The sequence below is a fragment of the uncultured Sphingomonas sp. genome (assembly GCF_964237155.1).
Lineage (GTDB): Bacteria > Pseudomonadota > Alphaproteobacteria > Sphingomonadales > Sphingomonadaceae > Sphingomonas.
The window spans coordinates 27044-45027 of sequence record NZ_CAXSHH010000016.1 but is presented as its reverse complement, the minus strand read 5'-3'; the positions used below and the strand labels follow the sequence as shown (position 1 = coordinate 45027).

Sequence of the window (17984 nt, the reverse complement as noted above, 5' to 3'; positions counted from 1 at the left end):
CCCGGTCGGACCGGGTCGGGGTGGCGACGGGCGCGGCGGCGGCGCTGGCGCTCGAATGGCCGGCGATCCGCGCGGTGATCGACCGAGCGGCGGACGCGTACGGGCTGGCGCTGCCCCCGCCCGCGCTGCCGGGGGCGGACGGGACGGCGGCGGTGCTGGAGCGGCTCGACGACGGCGCGTCCGTCCGGCGGGCGATGCTGTTCGGGGCGCGGGCGCTGCTCGACCAGCACCGGGCGCTCTGGAGCCTGCTCGAGGCGCGCTCGCTCGCTCGCCGGGGTTGACGACGGGGGGGGGGCTGACGCTTGCCAGCGCGGCGTCGATGCCGCATCGATCCGTCACGGCTTGACGGGATGGATGACATGAAGCGTTTCGAGGGCACCACCGACTATGTCGCGACCGACGACCTGAAGGTCGCGGTCAACGCGGCGGTGACGCTGCGCCGCCCGCTGCTGGTGAAGGGCGAGCCGGGCACGGGCAAGACGGTGCTCGCGCGCGAGATCGCCCGGGCGGTCGGGGCGGACCTGATCGAATGGAACGTCAAGTCGACCACCAAGGCGCAGCAGGGCCTCTATGAATACGACGCGGTGGCGCGGTTGCGCGACGGCCAGCTCGGCGATCCGCGAGTCCACGACATCGGCAACTACATCCGGCGCGGCAAGATGTGGGACGCCTTCACCCACCCGACCCCGCCCGTCCTCCTGATCGACGAGATCGACAAGGCGGACATCGAGTTCCCCAACGACCTGCTCCAGGAACTCGACCGGATGGAGTTCCACGTCTACGAGACGGGCGAGTCGGTCCGCGCGGTGGAGCGCCCGATCGTGGTGATCACGAGCAACAACGAAAAGGAACTCCCCGACGCGTTCCTCCGCCGCTGCTTCTTCCATTACATAAAGTTCCCCGACCGCGACACCATGCAAGCCATTGTCGATGTTCACTTTCCCGGCGTCCAGCGCATGCTGGTTAGCCGCGCGATGGATCTGTTCTACGATGTGCGCGAGGTGCCGGGGCTGAAGAAGAAGCCGTCGACCTCCGAGCTGCTCGACTGGCTCAAACTGCTGCTGCACGAGGACATGCCGCTCGAGGTGCTGCAGAACCGCGACCCGACCAAGGCGATCCCCCCACTCCACGGCGCGCTCCTGAAAAACGAGCAGGACGTGATGCTGTTCGAGCGGCTGGCCTTCATGGCCAAGCGGCAGGCGAACCGGGGCTGACGGGCTAGTCGTCGCCTTCCAGCTCGCGGTCGGTCAGGTCCATGAAGTCGCGCGCCGCCTCGCGGTCCTCCGGGTCCTTGAAGGCGACGTCGACGTCGGGCGCGTCGCCGAGCATGTAGAGGAGGCACCAGAGCGCGAAGCGGCGGCCCTCGTCCCGCTCGAGCCCGAACTGGAGCCGCAGCCGCTCCATTCCCTCCCCGATCCGCTCGGGCGGGAGCGCGGCGATGTCGTCGGTGCCGAAGAAGCGTTGGAGGAGCAGGTCGAAATCCATGAAGTCGGCCTTAACCCGCGCGGCCGCGAAGTCCACGCCTCGACTTGCGGGCGGCGCGGGCCGGGAGCATTGGGATGGGCATGTTCCTAAACTTCCTCGACGAGCTTCGCGCGGCGGGCATCCCGGCCAGCCTGAAGGAGCATCTGCTGCTTCTGGAGGCGCTCAATCGCGAGGTGATCGAGCGGACGCCGGAGGAGTTCTATTATCTCGCCCGCGCGACATACGTGAAGGACGAGGGGCTGATCGATCGGTTCGACCAGGTGTTCGCCAAGGTGTTCCGGGGCGTCGCCGCGACATTCGGCCAAGCCCCGGCGGACATGCCGGACGAGTGGCTGAAGGCGGTGACGGAGAAGTACCTGAGCCCTGAGGAGATGGAGCGGGTCAAGGCGCTCGGATCGTGGGACGAGATCATGGAGACGCTCAAGGAACGGCTGAAGGAGCAGGAGGGGCGCCACCAGGGCGGGTCCAAATGGATCGGCACGGGCGGCACCTCGCCCTTTGGCAATTCGGGCTATAATCCCGAGGGGGTGCGGATCGGCGGGGAGTCCCGCCAAGGGCGCGCGATCAAGATATGGGACCAGCGCGAATACCGGAACCTGGACAACACGCGCGAGCTGGGGACGCGCAATGTCAAGGTCGCGCTGCGCCGCCTACGCCGCTTCGCGCGCGAGGGGGCGGCGGACGAGCTGGACATCGACGCGACGATCGACGGCACCGCGCGCCAGGGCTGGCTCGACGTCGTGATGCGGCCCGAGCGGCACAATGCGGTCAAGCTGCTGCTGTTCCTGGATGTGGGCGGGTCCATGGACCCCTGGATCAAGCTTTGCGAGGAGCTGTTCTCGGCGGCGACGAGCGAGTTCAAGAACCTGGAGTTCTTCTATTTCCACAATTGCCCATACGAGGGCGTGTGGAAGGACAATAGCCGCCGCTTCACCGAACGGACATCGACCTGGGATCTGCTCCACAAGTTCGGCCATGACTATAAACTGGTATTCGTCGGCGATGCGTCGATGAGCCCGTACGAACTGACGCATCCGGGCGGGTCGGTGGAGCATTTCAACGAGGAACCGGGATCGGCGTGGCTACACCGGCTGACCACGACCTACCCTGCGTCGGTGTGGCTGAACCCGGTGCCCGAGGCGCAATGGGGCTATTCGCAATCAGTCCGGATCGTGCGCGAGCTGCTGGCCGAGCGCATGTACCCGCTGACGCTGGCGGGGCTGGACTCCGCGATGCGCGAGTTGACGCGCAAGCGTTGACGGGACCGGCTGCCGGGTCGCTCGTTCATGTCACGCGGGTTACTGAGGAGCCAACGGGTCGCCCCGACCGGCGGGCCGTGTTCAGGCCGTAAGCGCTTCCCGCTTTCGTATGTAGCTGGCGACCAGTTGCATCCGGCGATCGCGCGCGGCGTCGGTCAAGGCCCGCGCCGCCGCGGCCCGTTCCGCGTCGATCCGGCGATTATAGTACCTCAAGTCGGATTCCATCAACGATCCCCGCCCCTCTACGCCCCGCACGTTGCCTAACGGCAATCCTTCAACCTTCCTATCGTGGATTGGTTAACAATGCGTTAATATGAGTTCCAAGCGCGCCGGGTCGATCGGTGGCGCCCGCGACCGGAACCGCGCCGCTCGATGACGGTTATGCCACGTCACCAAGTTCATCAGGAGCTTACCCTCGAATGTCGCATATCCCCGCTTCCCGCATGCCGCATACGCACGACGAACAATCGCCGCAGCCGACCAAGGCGGAGCCCGCGTCCGGAGCGACCAAGCCCGTGGGGCACGCGCCGACGAACGGGCCCGGCGCGCGTGACGAGGACGACCGTACGCCACTCGCGGTCGCGGCGATGGTGGTTGGCGGACTGGCGGTGGTCGGCGGACTGGTCGCGGCGCTGCTCCCGCTCCTGACGCCGAAGGACGAACCCAAATCGAAGAAGCGCAAGCGCCGCAAGCACGCCTGAGGCGGGCGGTCAGCCGCTACCGGGGTGCGCGGTGAAGCGTGCCCCCGGTCGTCGGGCGCGGCACCCCCGTCGTGCCCGGGAAGCTGATCGGCAGGCCAAGGAGGTTGCGGACGGCCATGTAGGCGAAGCCCTCCGCCTCGATCGCGTCGCCGTCCCAGCCGAGTATCTCAGCGGGCTCGGGACGGATACCGGTCCGTTCGCCAATCATCGCCAGCATGACCGGATTGCGCCGCCCCCCGCCCGCGATCAACAGGCGTTCCGGCCGCACGGGCAGCCGGTCGATCGCGAGCGCGACGGCGGCGGCGGTGAACGCGGTCAACGTCGCCGCGCCGTCCGTCGCGGACAGTCCGCGCGCGGGCTGGATCGTGAAATCGGCGCGGTCGAGCGACTTGGGCGCAGGCTGGTCGAAGAAGGGGTGGTCCAGCAGGGTGTCGAGCACGTCCGCATGGACCCGTCCCGCGGCCGCGAGCCGCCCGTCCTTATCGAACCGCGCACCCGTCGTCGTCTCCACCCAGCTGTCGATCAGGCCGTTGGCGGGGCCGGTGTCGAAGGCGACCAGTTCTTCCGCTCCCACCAACGTGACGTTGGCGACGCCGCCGAGATTGAGGATCGCGACGGGGCCGCTCAGCCCCGCCGCGAGCGCGGCGTGGTAGATGGGAAGCAACGGCGCCCCCTGCCCGCCGGCGGCGACATCGGCCGAGCGAAGGTCCGCGACCACGTCGATCCCCGTCATCCTCGCCAGCGCAGCGCCGTCGCCGATCTGCCAGGTCCAGCCCCGATCGGGGCGGTGCGCGACCGTCTGGCCGTGAAAGCCGATCACGCCCACGGCGCTCGCCTGGATCCCGGCGTCGCGCAGGAGTTCGGCGACCGCGAGCGCATGGCTGCGGGCGGTCAGGTCGGCGGCGGCGGCGATGACCGGGCTGGCGCGCGGCGCGTCGTAGGTAAGCGCGACCGCCGTCGCTTCCGCGAGCTGCGCGCGGGCGGCGTCGGAATAATCCTCACCCCGGAAGGCGATCCGGCGGACATGCGCTTCGCCATCGGTCTCGATCAGGGCGGCGTCGACGCCGTCGAGCGAGGTGCCGGACATCAGGCCGATCGCGAGTATTGGTTGGGCCATTCATTCTCCTTCCCGTCACCCCGGCCGTGAGCCGGGGTCCCGCTTTTCGTCATCGCCTGAAGAAGAAGCGGGACCCCGGGTCAAGCCCGGGGTGACGGAGGGTGGGGCAAGTCCGGGGTGACGAGGTGGGGTAGCGCGGCGACAACTGGAAACTCCCGCCCGCTTGCCCTACATGCGCGCACCTCCATGGCGACCGTCCTTCCCTCACCGCCCCGCGTGGGTATGGTTTCGCTCGGTTGTCCGAAGAACCTGGTCGATAGTGAGCGCATCCTGGGCAAGCTGCGCGCCGAAGGTTACGCGATGTCGCCCGATTACCAGGGCGCGGACGTCGTGCTCGTCAACACCTGCGGTTTCCTGGACAGCGCCAAGGAGGAAAGTCTGGAGGCGATCGGCGAGGCGATCGCGGAGAACGGGCGCGTCATCGTCACGGGATGCATGGGCAAGGAGGCGGAGACGATCCGCGCGCGCTTCCCGGGCGTGCTGGCGGTGACGGGCGCGCATCAATACGAACAGGTCGTGAGCGCCGTCCACGCGGCCGCGCCGGTCGCACGTTCGCCGTATCTGGACCTGGTACCCGGCGGAGCGGTCGAGGATACCGAACTCAAGTTGACGCCTCGGCATTACGGCTATCTGAAGATCTCGGAAGGCTGCAACCACCGGTGCTCCTTCTGCATCATCCCGTCGCTACGCGGCGACCTGGCCAGCCGGCGACCCGACGCGATCCTGCGGGAGGCGGAGAAGCTGGTCGCGGCGGGGACGAGGGAGCTGCTGGTCATCAGTCAGGACACGTCGGCCTACGGCGTCGACATCCGGCACGAACCGCGTGGCTGGAAGGGCCGCGAGGTGACGCCGCGCATGACCGACCTGGCGCGCGAGCTGGGGCGGATCGCGCCCTGGGTGCGTCTGCATTACGTCTACCCCTACCCTCACGTCGACCACGTCATCCCGCTGATGGCGGAGGGATCGGTGCTCCCGTATCTCGACATCCCGTTCCAGCATGCCAGCCCGTCGGTGCTCAAGCGCATGAAGCGGCCCGCCAACGACGCCAAGGTGCTTGAACGCATCCGCGGTTGGCGCGCGGTGTGCCCGGACATCGCGATCCGATCGAGCTTCGTGGTCGGCTTCCCCGGCGAGACGGAGGCGGATTTCGAGTATCTGCTCCAGTGGCTCGACGAGGCGCAGCTCGACCGAGTGGGCGCGTTCCGCTTCGAGCCCGTCGAGGGGGCGGCCGCCAACGCGCTGCCCGACCATGTGCCCGAGACGCTGAAGGAGGAACGCTACGCCCGCGTGATGGAGCGCACCGCCGCCATCTCCGCCGCCAAGTTACAGGCGAAGATCGGCCGTACCCTCCCGGTCATCATCGACGAGGTGGGAGACGAAGGCGCGACCGGGCGCAGCCAGGCGGACGCGCCCGACATCGACGGGCAGGTGTTCCTGCGCGACGCGGCGCATCTGGCGGCGGGCGACATCGTGCCCGTCACGATCGAGGATGCGGACGAGCACGACCTGTACGGCGCGCCGGTCGGGGTCGCGGCATGACCGACTTCGCCGCGCTGCTCCGGCCCGATCGCGGGGAGGCCGCCCGCGTCCTTCACGTCGTCAAGCCCACCGACTATGCGGACTGGCTCACGGGGCAGCCGCCGCGCGTCCGCACGATTCTCGACGCGCAGACGCTTACCGGCAAGGCGGGCGATGCGGCGATCCTTCCCGGCGAGGCGGCGGAGGACTGGTCCGCGCTACTGGTGTGCGACGAGGCGAACTCCTCGCCCTGGCGTATCGCCTCGCGCGGTTCGGCGCTGCCGCCCGGCACGTACCGGCTGGCGGAAGGCGATCCCGGACCGGCGGCGCTCGGCTGGCTGCTCGCGCAGCACCGTTTCGAGCGGTATCGAAAATCCACGGATGTCGGCGGGCGCGTGCTGCTCACCGGGGATGTCGCATCTATCGAGGAGACGGTCCGCATTGCCGACGCGACCGCGCGGGTGCGCGATCTGGTGGATACGCCGGCCGCCGATCTAGGGCCGACCGAGCTGGAGGCGGAGGCCGAGGCACTTGCCTTGGAGTTCGGGGCAGCGCCGACGATCACGCGCGGCGACCTGCTGGAGCAGGGCTATCCGATGATCCACACCGTCGGTCAGGCGGCGACGCCCGAGCGCGCACCGCGGCTGATCGAGCTGGAATGGGGCGACCCGGCGCACCCCCGCGTAGCCCTGGTGGGTAAGGGTGTGTGCTTCGACACGGGCGGGCTCGACATCAAGCCGTCGGTGGGCATGCGGTTGATGAAGAAGGACATGGGCGGCGCGGCGCACGCCTTGTCGCTGGCGCGGCTGGTGATGGCGGCGGGGTTGCCGGTGCGGCTGCATCTGTTGGTGCCAGCGGTCGAGAATGCGGTGTCGGCGTCGTCCTTCCGGCCGGGCGACGTGCTCCGGTCGCGGTTGGGGCCGACCGTGGAGAACACCAATACCGACGCGGAGGGGCGGCTGATCCTGGGCGACGCGCTGGCCAAGGCGGTGGAGGGCTCGCCCGAACTGATCCTCGATTTCGCGACGTTGACTGGGGCGGCACGGGTCGCGCTCGGGCCGGAGCTGCCCGCGATCTTCGCCAATGACGAGGCGCTCGCGGCCGACCTGCTCGCGGCGGGGATGGAGGTGGGGGATCCGCTATGGCGGCTGCCGCTTTGGGACGGGTATGACGCGATGCTGAAGTCCGACATCGCCGATCTCCAGAACGCGCCGGAGGGCGGGATGGCGGGCGCGATCGTCGCCGCGCTGTTCTTGCGCCGCTTCGTGCCCGCCGGGATACCCTGGGCGCATCTCGACACCTTCGCGTGGCGGGCGGCCGCGAAGCCGGGTCGTCCCAAGGGGGGCGAGGCGCTCGGCCTGCGGGCGACATGGGCGATGCTGCGGAAGCGGTACTCGGTCCATGGAGTGGATTGAGTTCACGCGAAGCCGCAAAGGCGCGAAGAGAAGGAGTTTGGTTCGCGCGGAGGCGCGAAGGAGATGGGGCTCGGACCGTCGCGCAGGCCTCCCGCGCCAGCGGCTTCACCTAAACGATGGTCCATGATGGTAAAAGCCGCTCACGCAGCAAATCATCCTCCTCCGCGTCTCCGTGCGAACTAAACTCCTTCGCGCCTTCGCGCCTTTGCGTGAACCAACCATGATCTCGCGGTCGACCCGTCAGAGCCGCGCAGCCGCCCGGATGATCGGCACGAACTTGGCGGCGGTCAGGCTCGCGCCGCCGACGAGCGCGCCGTCGACGTCGCCCGCGCCGAGCAGCTCGGCGGCGTTCGCGTCGTTGACCGAGCCGCCATATAGAAGCCGGAGCGCGTCAGCCTCGTCGCCCAGCAGAGTTCGCAGCCTTGCGCGAAGAGCGCCGTGCATCGCGGCGACGTCGGCGACCGTGGGCGTACGACCGGTCCCGATCGCCCAGACGGGCTCGTAGGCGATCGCCAGCCAGTCGCCCGAAGCGCCTTCGGGTAGCGACGCGGCAAGTTGGGCGGTGACCACCGCCTCCGCCCGGCCCGCGTCGCGCTCCGCCGCCGTTTCGCCGACGCACAGGATCGCGTGGAGGCCGGCGGCGCGCGCCGCCTCCGCCTTGGCGCGGACCTGAGCGTCGGTTTCGCCCTGGTCGGCGCGGCGTTCGGAATGGCCGACGATCGTGAAGCGCGCGCCCACCTCCTTGACCATCGCCGCGGAGACGCAGCCGGTATGCGCGCCGCTCGGCCGGTCATGCACGTCCTGCGCGCCGATCGCGAGCGCAGGCGCGCGGTCGGACGCCAGCTCGATCAGCGTGGCGGGCACCGCCACCGCCACGTCGACGCCGGGCGCGTCGGCCGCCGCCGCCGCGATCGCGTCGAGCTCGCCCAATGCGCCGACGCTCCCGTTCATCTTCCAGTTACCCGCGATCAGCTTGCGCCGCATACCCATGCCCCTCCAGTTTCCGGCTCGTCGATAACGGGCGCGGGCGCGGGCGCAACCGCCCGCTTGATGCGCGCGGGCCGCGTCCGTAAGGGTCCGGCCTTCACATCACGATCGGTCGCGTCCAGCCCATGCTTCAAGTCTTTCGGCGTTTCACCAAGTCGCGGGCGGGGATCATCGTATCGTTCCTGGTGCTGGGCGCGATCGCCTTCGCCTTCGCCTCCGCCGACGTGAGCGACTTGGGGGTCGGCGGATCGGTGGCGAGCGGCGACGTCGCCGAGGTGGGCGGCGTGGGCATCCCCGCGCTGGAATTGCGCCAGGCGGCCCAGTCGCAGGTGGAGGCGGCGCGACAACGCCAGCCGACGTTCGACATCGCGCAATATCTGTCCGCGGGCGGGCTGGATCAGGCGATCGACCGGCTGGTCGACGGGCGCGCGCTGTGGGCGTTCGGCGAAGGGCAGGGCGTCATGGTCGGCAAACGGTCAATCGACGGCGAGATCGCGAGCATACCGGCGTTGCTGGGGCCGACCGGCCAGTTCGACCAGAACCTGTATCAAAGCCTGCTCCAGCAGCGCCGACTGACGGACGCTCAGGTTCGCGGCGACATCGCGCGCGACCTCATGGCGCGGCGGCTGACCGCGCCGCAGGTGGGCGCGAGCCAGGTGCCCGCCCAGCTAGCGCTTCCCTACGCCTCCCTGCTGCTCGAGCGGCGCGCGGGGCAGATCGGCTTCATCCCGCTATCCGCCATCGGCCCGGGAACGCCGCCGAGCGCGATCGAGCTCAACACCTTCTACGGGCGCAACGTCGCGCGCTACACGGTGCCCGAACGTCGATCGGTGCGGTACGCGGTCGTCACGCCAGCGCAGGTGGCAAGCCGCGCGCAGCCGACCGAGGCGGAGATCGCGGCCGCCTACCAGGCCGACCGCGCCCGGTACGCGCCGGCCGAGCGGCGCACGATCGCCCAAGTCGTCGTCGCCGACCAGGGCGGCGCGAATGCCCTCGCCGCGCGCATCCGGGCGGGGGCGAGCGTCGCCGACGCCGCCCGCACCGTCGGGCTGGAAGCGACGACGCAGGCCGCGACCGAGCGCGCCGCCTACGCCGCGCTCGCCGGTGACGCCGCCGCGACCGCCGCCTTCTCCGCCGCGCAAGGGTCGTTGATCGGGCCGGTGCGCGGGCCGCTCGGCTTCGTGGTGGCGCGGGTCGAGGCGGTGACGCGCTCCGCCGGTCGCCCGCTCGCCGAGGCGCGGCCGGAGATCGCCGCGGCATTGACGCAGCGCAAGACCGCCGAGGCGCTGGCCGAGACGCAAGCGGCGATCGACGAGGCGCTGACGGGGAACGCGACGTTCGACGAGGTGATCGCCGACCGCAAGCTCCAGCCGCAGGCGACGCGGCCGCTGTTGGCGAGCGGGGTCGATCCCGACATGGCGGGCGCGCGGCCCGATCCGGCGCTAACGCCCATCCTCCAGGCGGCGTTCGCGGTCGAGCCGGGCGACGCGCCGCAGCTGGTGCCGACGGGGACGGACGGCTCGTTCGCGCTGGTCGCGCTCGGCGATGTCGTGCCCGCCGCGCCGCGTCCGCTCGCCGCGATCACGCCGCAGGTGACGCGCGACCTGCTGGCCGACCGCGCGCGCCGGATCGCGCGGGGGATCGCCGCGCAGGTGGTCGCGCGCGCCGGCCGGGGCGCGCCGCTGACCCAGGCGCTCGGGAGCACGGGACTTCGGCTACCCCCGCCGCGACCGCTCGACATCGCGCGGTCGCAGATCGCCGCGAACCCGCGCGGGACGGAGCCCGCGCTGGCGCTGCTCTTCTCGATGGCCCCTGGCACGGCCAAGCTGCTCGAGTCGCCGGGTCGCGACGGGTGGCTGGTGATCAAGCTCGACCGGGTGCAAGCCGGCGACGCGCGCGGCAACAGGGGGTTGATCGACGCGACGCGCGCCGATCTGGGCCGCGTCGTGGGCCGTGAATATAGCGAACAGTTCGTCCGCGCCGCGCGGAACGCGGTCGGGGTCGAGGTCGACCGCGCGGCGGTGGGACGTGTTCGCGCCGAGCTGCAGGGGCAGTCGCGATAACCGACTTGCCGGACCAGCTACGGGCAGGCCGGCCCGCGCTGGTCTGGCGTCGGCAGGTCGCCGATACGGAAACGCCGGTCGCCGCCGCGCTCAAGCTGTTCGAGCCCGGGCGCGGCGATTTCCTGCTCGAGTCGGTCGAGGGCGGGTCCACGCGCGGGCGGCATTCGCTGCTGGGGCTCGCGCCCGACCTGGTCTTTCGCGCGCATGGCGGTCGCGCGGAGGTCAACCGCGAGTGGCTGACCGATCGCGACTCCTTCGCCCCCTGCCCCGCGCCGACGCTGGAGGCGCTACGCGGGCTCGTCTCCGAGTGCCGCGCCGACGTGCCCGCCGAACTGCCGCGCGCGCTGGCGTGCCTCGTCGGCTATTTCGGCTATGAGACGGTGCGGCTGGTCGAGGATCTGCCGGAGCCTACGGCCGATCCGCTCGGTCTGCCCGACATGATGTTCGTGCGGCCGACGGTGATGCTGGTCTTCGACCGGTTGGCGGACACGCTGTACCTCGTCGCGCCGGCATGGCCCGATCCGGCGCGCGATCCGGCGTCGATCGTGGCGGAAGCCCAGGAGCGGCTGGATGCGGTCGGGGCGCGGCTCGCCTCCACCGCCCTGCCCGCGCCCGTGCGCGCCGAGCTGCCCGACCCTATCTACACCCCCGCGATCGCGCCCGATCGCTACCGCGCGATGGCGGCGGCGGCGCAGGAATACATCGCGGCGGGCGACATCTTCCAGGTGGTGCTGGCCCAGCGTTTTTCCGCGCCTTTCTCCCTGCCGCCGTTCGAACTGTACCGCTCGCTCCGGCGGATCAACCCGTCGCCGTTCCTGTATTATCTCGATCTGCCCGGCTTCGCGTTGATCGGCTCGTCGCCCGAGATCCTCGTCCGCGCGCGAGACGGGGAGATCACGATCCGCCCGATCGCCGGCACGCGTCCGCGCGGGGAGACGGCCGCGGAGGACCAGCGCAACCGCGCCGAGCTGCTCGCCGACCCCAAGGAGCGGGCCGAGCATCTGATGCTGTTGGATCTGGGTCGCAACGACGCCGGGCGCGCGGCGGTTCCGGGAAGCGTCCGAGTGACCGACAGCTATTCCGTCGAGCTGTACAGCCATGTCATGCACATCGTGTCGAACGTCGTCGGCGTGCTCGACCCGGCGAAGGATGCGCTCGACGCGCTGTTCGCGGGCTTTCCGGCGGGGACGGTGTCGGGAGCGCCCAAGGTGCGGGCGTGCGAGATCATCGCCGAGCTGGAGGGCGAACGGCGGGGGGCGTATGCGGGCGGGGTCGGATATTTCTCGCCGGACGGGTCGATGGACTCGTGCATCGTGCTCAGGACGGCCGTGGTGAAGGACGGGGTGATCCATGCCCAGGCGGGAGCGGGGATCGTGGCGGATAGCGATCCGGCGGCCGAGCAGCGCGAGTGCGAGGCGAAGGCGGGAGCGATCCTGGCGGCGGCGCGGGATGCCGTGGCTCGGGCAAGCGACGCGCGGTTCGGGCAATAAGCACCCTCTCCCGCTTTCGCGGGAGAGGGTGGCGTTACGCGCTAATCGTCGTCGCCCCCAGGGGCCAGCCGCTCGTCCAACTCCCGTTGCCGCTTGTCCGCCGCGTAGGCGCGATTGGCGGCGAGCGCGCAGCCGGACTGGCCGCCGGTACCGATCGGCGAGCAGGTGTCGGGCAATCCGCCCGCGACGCGGCTTACCTGGTCGATATTGGCCGCGCGGTTGACCCAGCTCTGGTTGGCGGCGCTGGGCGCGCTTTCGCGTAGCCCCGGCGGTATGCGGTACGGATTGCCACCCTGGTAGCAGACGATGACCTCGGTATCCGTCGAGGGCGGGCACCGCTCGCCGGCGGTGATCGAGACGCTGCGGATGCGCTGTGGCGGCTGGCCGGTCTCCGCCTGTGCGTCGCTTTGTGCGGATACCGCACCGGGGGTCATCCCGGCGCTCATCAACGCCGCCAACATCACCAGTGTACGCATGCGATCGATCTCCTCGACCACCCAACGTCTGGAGCGTCGGGCGGGTCCGGGCAAGAAACGATTTGCGCGTCCGCGCCGAAGCGTTAAAGCCGCGCGCATGATCCTGGTGATCGACAATTACGACAGCTTCACCTGGAACCTCGTCCACTATCTCCAGGAACTGGGCGTGGAGGTGGAGGTCGTGCGCAACGACGCGATCTCGGCGGGGCAGGCGCTGTCGAGCGGGGCGGACGCATTCCTGATCTCGCCGGGGCCGCGCACCCCCGACGACGCGGGGGTCAGCCTCGACCTCGTGGCGGGCTGCGTCGACCAGCGGCGGCCGCTGCTCGGCGTGTGCCTGGGCCACCAGGCGATCGGGCAGCATTTTGGTGGGCGGGTCGGGCGCGGTGGGCTGATGCACGGCAAGACCAGCCTGATCGACCATGACGGGACGGGCGTGTTCGCAGGGCTGCCCTCGCCCTTCCACGCCACGCGCTACCATTCGCTGATCGTGCGCGACGTGCCGGACGAGCTGATCGTCAACGCGCGCGCGGACGATGTCGTCATGGGCGTGCGGCACCGCGAGCTGCCCATCCACGGTGTCCAGTTCCACCCGGAATCGATCGCGACCGAGCACGGCCACGCGCTGCTGGCGAACTTCCTGCGCGCGGCGGGGATCGCGGTCGCGCCGCATCCGCTTGTGCCAAGCCCGGTATGACCAGCCTCGCGCTCCTGCCCGACCCGAGCTCGCCCTTGTCGCGCGAGACGGCGCGCGCCGCCTTCGCCGACATACTCGACGGGCGCGCGACCGAGAGCGCGATCGGCGAGTTTCTGGTCCGGCTGGCCGACAGGGGCGAAACCGCGCTGGAGATCGCCGAGGCCGCGTGCGCCTTGCGCGAACGGATGACTCCGATCGACGCCTCGCCCGGCGCGATCGACGTGTGCGGGACGGGCGGCGACGGACATCACACGTTGAACGTCTCCACCGCCGTCGCGCTCGTCGTCGCGGCGGCCGGGGTGCCCGTCGCCAAGAACGGCAACCGCGCAGCCTCGTCCAAGGCGGGCGCGGCCGACACGCTGGAGGCGCTGGGACTCGATATGGAGCGAGCGGGGGCGAGCGCGGAGGGGTCGCTCCGCGATTTGGGCATCTGCTTCCTGTTCGCGGCCAATCACCATCCCGCGATGAAGCGAATCCAGCCGATCCGGCAACGGCTGGCACGACGGACGATCTTCAACCTGATGGGCCCGCTCGCCAATCCGGCGCTGGTCACGCGCCAGTTGCTCGGCATCGCCCGGCCCGACTACGCCACGCTCTATGCCGAGGCGTTGGCGCAACTGGGGACAGAGGCGGCGCTGGTAGTGTCGGGTGAGGAAGCAATCGATGAGCTGTCCTGCGCGGGGCCGAGTAGGGTCGTCTCCGTCGGCGCGGTCGCCCTTCCCGACCGCGTCACACCGGAGGATGCCGGGCTGCCGCGTCATCCGATCAGCGCGATCCGGGGCGGCGATGCAGCGGAGAACGCCGCCGCGCTCCGGGCGTTGCTCGGTGGGGCGAGGGGCGCGTACCGGGATGCGGTGCTCCTGAACGCCGCCGCCGCACTCCTCCTCGCTGGGCGCGGCGCGACGCTGATCGAGAGCGTCGCGGTCGCGGTGGAAGCAATCGATGAAGGCGGCGCGGCGCGGTTGCTGGATGCCTGGATCGCCTATCCGTGACAATCCTCGACCGCATTCTCGCGACCAAGCGCGAAGAGGTCGCCGCGCGCAAGGCGGCTACTACTCGGTCCGACTTAGACCGCCGCATCGCCGCGCAGGCTCCACCGCGCGGGTTCAAGGCGGCGCTCGACCGGCGCAGCGCCGACGGCTACGCGCTCATCGCCGAGATCAAGCGCGCCAGCCCGTCCAAGGGCGTGATCCGCGCCGATTTCGATCCGCCCGCGCATGCCCGCGCCTATGCGGAAGGCGGCGCCGCGTGCCTGTCGGTGCTGACCGATGTCGAACATTTCCAGGGCGCGGACGAGTATCTGGTCGCCGCGCGCGAGGCGGTCGCCCTGCCCGCGATCCGCAAGGATTTCCTGGTCGATCCCTGGCAGGTCGCCGAGTCGCGCGCGCTCGGCGCGGACGCGGTGCTCCTCATCATGGCGGCGCTGGACGACGGGGCCGCCGCCGAGATCGAGCGCGCCGCGCTGGAGGCGAGCATGGACGTGCTGATCGAGGTCCACGACCGCGCCGAGATGGACCGCGCCGCGCGGCTCCGATCGCGCCTGATCGGGGTCAACAACCGGGACCTGCGCGATTTCACGGTTGATTTCGCGCGCACCTACGAACTCGTCGCGCACGCCTCGGGGAGCTGCACCTTCGTCGCCGAGTCCGGCCTGACCACGCGCGCCGACCTGGATGCGATGGCGGAGCACGGCATCCGGTGCTTCCTGATCGGCGAGGCGTTGATGCGCGCGCCCGACATCGCCGCCGCGACCCGGACCCTGGTCGGATGAGCGGGCTCACGCATCTCGACGAGGCGGGTCGGGCGCGCATGGTCGATGTGGGCGCGAAGGCGGTCACCGCGCGGGAGGCCATCGCCACCGGCCGCATCGCCATGTCGCCCGAGGCCGCCGCCGCGATCCGCGCGGGCGCGGTGGCGAAGGGCGACGTGCTCGCGGTCGCGCGCGTGGCGGGGATCATGGCGGCCAAGCGGACGAGCGACCTCATCCCGCTCTGCCATCCGTTGCCGATCACGAGCGTGAGGCTCGATCTGACGATCGACGAGGGCGGCGTGACCGCGACGGCCACCGTCGCCACCGACGGCAAGACCGGCGTAGAAATGGAGGCGCTGACCGCCGTCTCGGTCGCGCTGCTCACGATATACGACATGGCCAAGGCGCTGGACAGGGCGATGACGATCGACGGCGTCCGCCTGCTCGCCAAGTCGGGCGGGCGCTCGGGGAACTGGACCGCCTAGCGGCCCGGTGCGCAGTGGGTGCGGGCAAGTCCGCCCTCGCAGTTCGGCTCCGCAGCCCCTATCATGGCGTGGTGGAAAGGTTCGCGCATGAGCTGGGTTGAAAAGGCCGCCTGGGTCGTCGGCATGGTCGTGTTCATGGAGTGCTTCGCCTGGGGCACGCATCGGTGGGTCATGCATGGGCCGCTCGGCTGGGGGTGGCACCGGTCGCATCACGAGCCGCACGACGAGCTGTATGAAAAGAACGATCTCTATGCCGTGGTCTTCTCCGTCGTCGTGACCGCGATGTTCACGGCGGGTATCTGGTTCGAGCGCGTCTGGTGGGCGGCGCTGGGCATCACCGTCTATGGCTTGGTCTATTTCTTCGTTCACGACATGCTGGTGCATCAGCGGTTCGGGTTTCGATGGGTGCCCAAGCGGGGTTATGCCAAACGACTGCTCCAGGCGCACCGGCTGCATCATGCGGTGGTCGGCCGCGACGGTACGGTCAGCCACGGGTTCATCTTCGCGCCCTCGCCGGCGCGACTGAAGGCGCAGCTACGCGCGGGTAAGGGACGGACGCGCATGGCCGAGACTGGCGACGCGCGGTGACGACCGCGGACAAGCGGCGTCAGACCCGTATCGGCCTGACGCTCGCCACACTGATCACGGGCGTGTGGCTGGCCATCCATGTCGCGGGCATCTTCTTCTGGAGGTGGACACCGGCAAGCATTCCGCTCGCGGCGGTGCTCGTGGTGGTCCAGGCCTGGCTGAGCACGGGGCTGTTCATCGTCGCGCACGACGCGATGCATGGCGCGCTCGCGCCGGGCCGGCCCCGCGTCAACCGCGCGGTCGGGATCGCCTCGCTCGCGCTATATGCCGGGCTGTCCTTTGGTCGGCTCGAGCCGAAGCACCATCTGCATCACCGTCATGTCGGGACGGCGGACGATCCGGACTTCAGCGCCGACCATCCGCGCTCCGCGCCGCGCTGGTTCGCGGCGTTCTTTCGGAGTTATTACAGCCATGCCCAGATCGCGCGGATCACCGCCGTCGCGCTTATCTATACGCTGGTGCTCGGCGCGTCGCTCGGGAACATCGTCGTGTTCTGGGCGGTCCCGGCGCTTCTCGCGCTGGGTCAGCTGTTCCTGTTCGGCACCTATCTACCGCACCGGCATGCGGACGAACCCTTCGCCGACCGCCACCGCGCGCGATCGACGCGGATCGGGCCGTTGCTGTCGCTCCTGACCTGCTATCACTTCGGCGGTTATCATCACGAGCATCACCTGTCGCCGAACACGCCGTGGTGGGCGCTGCCCGGGCGGCGGCGCGCGCGCGGATCGGCGCACGCCTGACGGTAGGCGTTCCGTGACGCTTCTCCCCGTCGCTGAGGCGCAGGCCCGCCTGCTCGCGCAGGCCCGACCCGTCGCGACCGAGCGTGTGTCCCTGGCGCAGGCCGCCGGGCGTTGGGCCGCCGAGGATATCCACGCGCTCCGCACTCAGCCCGCGACCAATCTATCGGCGATGGACGGCTACGCCATCCGCTTCGCCGACCTCCCCGGTCCATGGGATGTCGTCGGCGAAAGCGCGGCCGGGCGGCCCTTCGCGGGCGCGGTCACGCCCGGACAGGCGACGCGCATCTTCACCGGCGCGGCGATGCCCGAAGGCGCCGACACCGTGCTGATCCAGGAGGATGCCGCCCGCGACGGCGGCACGCTCGGCCTGACCGGTGATGGTCCCGCGCGCGCGGGCGGCAACACGCGCGCGCGCGGGCTCGACTTCCGTGAGGGCGCCCTCCTCATCGAGGCTGGCGCGCGCATCACTCCGGCCCGCATCGCGGTCGCGGCGATCGGGGGACACGCGACGATCCCGGTCCACCGGCCCGTCCGCGTCGCGGTCGCGGCCACTGGCGACGAGCTTGCGGCGCCCGGTTCCTACGACGTCGCAGGATCACCCGGCAAACTGCCGGAATCGAACGGCGTCATGCTCGCCGCGCTGCTTGCCGACCTGCCCGTCGAGCTCGTCGATCTCGGCATACTAGCCGATGACGTGACCACGATGCGCGATACCTTCGCCAACATCCGCGCCGACCTAATCGTCACCACCGGCGGCGCTTCGATCGGCGATCACGATCTCGTCCGCCCGGCGCTGGAAGCCGCGGGCGGCGCCGTCGATTTCTGGCGCGTCGCGCTTCGCCCCGGCAAGCCGATGATGGCGGGCCGCCTGGGCGGCGCGGTCGTGCTGGGATTGCCGGGCAATCCCGTCTCAGCGTTCGTCACCGCGCTGCTGTTCGTCCGCCCGGCGGTCGCGCGGTTGGCGGGCGCGGCCAACCCGCTGCCCCGGACGACGGTCGCGTTATTGGGCGAGGATTTGCCGGCGAACGACGGGCGCGCCGATTATCTGCGCGCCGAGCACCGGGAGGGGCGCGTCTTCGCATCCATCATCCAGGACAGTTCGATGCTGCTGACGCTGGCGCGATCGAACTGCCTGATCGTCCGCGCGCCGTATGCGCCCACCGCCAAGGCCGGCGACTCGGCGGAAGTCCTAGACATCGGTTGACATCGGGTT

At 70.4% G+C, this 17984-nt stretch carries 19 protein-coding genes; 15 read left to right on the top strand and 4 right to left on the bottom strand.

The genetic code is table 11. The annotated features are described in order from the left end of the window. Together ACFE71_RS05915 and ACFE71_RS05910 are read left to right on the top strand one after the other, a co-directional pair. Positions 1 to 281: DUF6975 family protein (locus ACFE71_RS05915; protein ID WP_375427880.1), on the top strand; the 281-nt coding region annotated here is incomplete at its 5' end. A gap of 78 nt (positions 282 to 359) precedes the next feature. Then, entirely contained in the window at positions 360 to 1214 is an 855-nt protein-coding gene (locus ACFE71_RS05910) for an AAA family ATPase (RefSeq protein WP_375427879.1), read from the top strand. Positions 1215 to 1218: 4 nt separating this feature from the next. Here ACFE71_RS05910 and ACFE71_RS05905 read toward each other — a convergent pair whose 3' ends face one another. Further along, positions 1219 to 1485, bottom strand: coding sequence for a hypothetical protein (locus ACFE71_RS05905; RefSeq protein WP_375427883.1), 267 nt, complete (start codon positions 1483 to 1485; stop codon positions 1219 to 1221). Between the two features lie 80 nt (positions 1486 to 1565). Here ACFE71_RS05905 and ACFE71_RS05900 point away from each other — a divergent pair, with 80 nt between their 5' ends. Beyond that, positions 1566 to 2744, top strand: coding sequence for a VWA domain-containing protein (locus ACFE71_RS05900; RefSeq protein ID WP_375427882.1), 1179 nt, complete (start codon positions 1566 to 1568; stop codon positions 2742 to 2744). Positions 2745 to 3163: 419 nt separating this feature from the next. Continuing rightward, positions 3164 to 3445 (top strand): hypothetical protein, encoded by a 282-nt coding sequence (locus ACFE71_RS05895; protein WP_375427878.1) that lies wholly within the window; start codon positions 3164 to 3166, stop codon positions 3443 to 3445. Positions 3446 to 3461: 16 nt separating this feature from the next. Here the strand turns inward: ACFE71_RS05895 and ACFE71_RS05890 are convergent, their stop codons facing one another. Then, positions 3462 to 4562 (bottom strand): anhydro-N-acetylmuramic acid kinase, encoded by a 1101-nt coding sequence (locus tag ACFE71_RS05890; protein WP_375427877.1) that lies wholly within the window; start codon positions 4560 to 4562, stop codon positions 3462 to 3464. A gap of 186 nt (positions 4563 to 4748) precedes the next feature. Between ACFE71_RS05890 and rimO the strand changes: the two genes are divergently transcribed. Next, a complete protein-coding gene (gene rimO / locus ACFE71_RS05885; RefSeq protein ID WP_375427876.1) occupies positions 4749 to 6101 on the top strand; it encodes a 30S ribosomal protein S12 methylthiotransferase RimO in 1353 nt (450 codons plus the stop codon). After that, on the top strand, positions 6098 to 7495 hold the full coding sequence (locus ACFE71_RS05880; protein WP_375427875.1) for a M17 family metallopeptidase: 1398 nt from the start codon (positions 6098 to 6100) through the stop codon (positions 7493 to 7495). Before rimO ends, ACFE71_RS05880 begins: the two co-directional genes overlap by 4 nt. A gap of 240 nt (positions 7496 to 7735) precedes the next feature. On the opposite strand, the gene tpiA is transcribed toward ACFE71_RS05880, so the two are convergent. Beyond that, positions 7736 to 8485, bottom strand: a complete 750-nt coding sequence (tpiA, locus tag ACFE71_RS05875; RefSeq protein ID WP_375427874.1) for a triose-phosphate isomerase — start codon at positions 8483 to 8485, stop codon at positions 7736 to 7738. A 122-nt stretch (positions 8486 to 8607) separates the two neighbouring features. Here tpiA and ACFE71_RS05870 point away from each other — a divergent pair, with 122 nt between their 5' ends. Together ACFE71_RS05870 and trpE are read left to right on the top strand one after the other, a co-directional pair. Beyond that, a complete protein-coding gene (locus ACFE71_RS05870) occupies positions 8608 to 10545 on the top strand; it encodes a SurA N-terminal domain-containing protein (protein ID WP_375427873.1) in 1938 nt (645 codons plus the stop codon). 5 nt (positions 10546 to 10550) lie between these two features. Beyond that, on the top strand, positions 10551 to 12035 hold the full coding sequence (gene trpE, locus ACFE71_RS05865; protein WP_375427872.1) for an anthranilate synthase component I: 1485 nt from the start codon (positions 10551 to 10553) through the stop codon (positions 12033 to 12035). Positions 12036 to 12076: 41 nt separating this feature from the next. Here trpE and ACFE71_RS05860 read toward each other — a convergent pair whose 3' ends face one another. Then, positions 12077 to 12511 carry a hypothetical protein gene (locus ACFE71_RS05860; protein WP_375427871.1) on the bottom strand — a complete coding sequence of 145 codons (435 nt, stop codon included), beginning with the start codon at positions 12509 to 12511 and terminating at the stop codon, positions 12077 to 12079. Between the two features lie 97 nt (positions 12512 to 12608). Between ACFE71_RS05860 and ACFE71_RS05855 the strand changes: the two genes are divergently transcribed. The 7 genes from ACFE71_RS05855 to glp all read left to right on the top strand — a co-directional run bounded on the left by ACFE71_RS05855 (position 12609) and on the right by glp (position 17975). Then, positions 12609 to 13208 (top strand): anthranilate synthase component II, encoded by a 600-nt coding sequence (locus tag ACFE71_RS05855; RefSeq protein WP_375427870.1) that lies wholly within the window; start codon positions 12609 to 12611, stop codon positions 13206 to 13208. Further along, a complete protein-coding gene (gene trpD, locus ACFE71_RS05850) occupies positions 13205 to 14200 on the top strand; it encodes an anthranilate phosphoribosyltransferase (RefSeq protein ID WP_375427869.1) in 996 nt (331 codons plus the stop codon). The genes ACFE71_RS05855 and trpD overlap by 4 nt, the downstream gene beginning before the upstream one ends. After that, positions 14197 to 14979 (top strand): indole-3-glycerol phosphate synthase TrpC, encoded by a 783-nt coding sequence (gene trpC / locus ACFE71_RS05845; protein WP_375427868.1) that lies wholly within the window; start codon positions 14197 to 14199, stop codon positions 14977 to 14979. The genes trpD and trpC overlap by 4 nt, the downstream gene beginning before the upstream one ends. Further along, on the top strand, positions 14976 to 15443 hold the full coding sequence (gene moaC / locus ACFE71_RS05840; protein WP_375427867.1) for a cyclic pyranopterin monophosphate synthase MoaC: 468 nt from the start codon (positions 14976 to 14978) through the stop codon (positions 15441 to 15443). The genes trpC and moaC overlap by 4 nt, the downstream gene beginning before the upstream one ends. Before the next feature lie 87 nt (positions 15444 to 15530). Beyond that, positions 15531 to 16031 (top strand): beta-carotene hydroxylase, encoded by a 501-nt coding sequence (locus ACFE71_RS05835; protein WP_375427866.1) that lies wholly within the window; start codon positions 15531 to 15533, stop codon positions 16029 to 16031. Further along, on the top strand, positions 16028 to 16771 hold the full coding sequence (locus ACFE71_RS05830; RefSeq protein WP_375427865.1) for a fatty acid desaturase: 744 nt from the start codon (positions 16028 to 16030) through the stop codon (positions 16769 to 16771). The genes ACFE71_RS05835 and ACFE71_RS05830 overlap by 4 nt, the downstream gene beginning before the upstream one ends. Before the next feature lie 13 nt (positions 16772 to 16784). Next, a complete protein-coding gene (gene glp, locus ACFE71_RS05825; RefSeq protein WP_375427864.1) occupies positions 16785 to 17975 on the top strand; it encodes a gephyrin-like molybdotransferase Glp in 1191 nt (396 codons plus the stop codon). Positions 17976 to 17984 lie beyond the last annotated feature (9 nt).

Excerpts from the sequence above, each read along its gene's own strand:
- ACFE71_RS05870 (WP_375427873.1), top strand. The coding sequence starts at position 8,608 with ATGCTTCAAGTCTTTCGGCGTTTCACCAAGTCGCGGGCGGGGATCATC.
- ACFE71_RS05855 (WP_375427870.1), top strand. The coding sequence starts at position 12,609 with ATGATCCTGGTGATCGACAATTACGACAGCTTCACCTGGAACCTCGTC.
- tpiA (WP_375427874.1), bottom strand. The coding sequence starts at position 8,485 with ATGGGTATGCGGCGCAAGCTGATCGCGGGTAACTGGAAGATGAACGGG.
- ACFE71_RS05895 (WP_375427878.1), top strand. The coding sequence starts at position 3,164 with ATGTCGCATATCCCCGCTTCCCGCATGCCGCATACGCACGACGAACAA.
- ACFE71_RS05910 (WP_375427879.1), top strand. The coding sequence starts at position 360 with ATGAAGCGTTTCGAGGGCACCACCGACTATGTCGCGACCGACGACCTG.
- ACFE71_RS05835 (WP_375427866.1), top strand. The coding sequence starts at position 15,531 with ATGAGCTGGGTTGAAAAGGCCGCCTGGGTCGTCGGCATGGTCGTGTTC.
- ACFE71_RS05900 (WP_375427882.1), top strand. The coding sequence starts at position 1,566 with ATGTTCCTAAACTTCCTCGACGAGCTTCGCGCGGCGGGCATCCCGGCC.
- rimO (WP_375427876.1), top strand. The coding sequence starts at position 4,749 with ATGGCGACCGTCCTTCCCTCACCGCCCCGCGTGGGTATGGTTTCGCTC.
- moaC (WP_375427867.1), top strand. The coding sequence starts at position 14,976 with ATGAGCGGGCTCACGCATCTCGACGAGGCGGGTCGGGCGCGCATGGTC.
- trpD (WP_375427869.1), top strand. The coding sequence starts at position 13,205 with ATGACCAGCCTCGCGCTCCTGCCCGACCCGAGCTCGCCCTTGTCGCGC.
- ACFE71_RS05860 (WP_375427871.1), bottom strand. The coding sequence starts at position 12,511 with ATGCGTACACTGGTGATGTTGGCGGCGTTGATGAGCGCCGGGATGACC.
- ACFE71_RS05905 (WP_375427883.1), bottom strand. The coding sequence starts at position 1,485 with ATGGATTTCGACCTGCTCCTCCAACGCTTCTTCGGCACCGACGACATC.
- ACFE71_RS05890 (WP_375427877.1), bottom strand. The coding sequence starts at position 4,562 with ATGGCCCAACCAATACTCGCGATCGGCCTGATGTCCGGCACCTCGCTC.
- ACFE71_RS05880 (WP_375427875.1), top strand. The coding sequence starts at position 6,098 with ATGACCGACTTCGCCGCGCTGCTCCGGCCCGATCGCGGGGAGGCCGCC.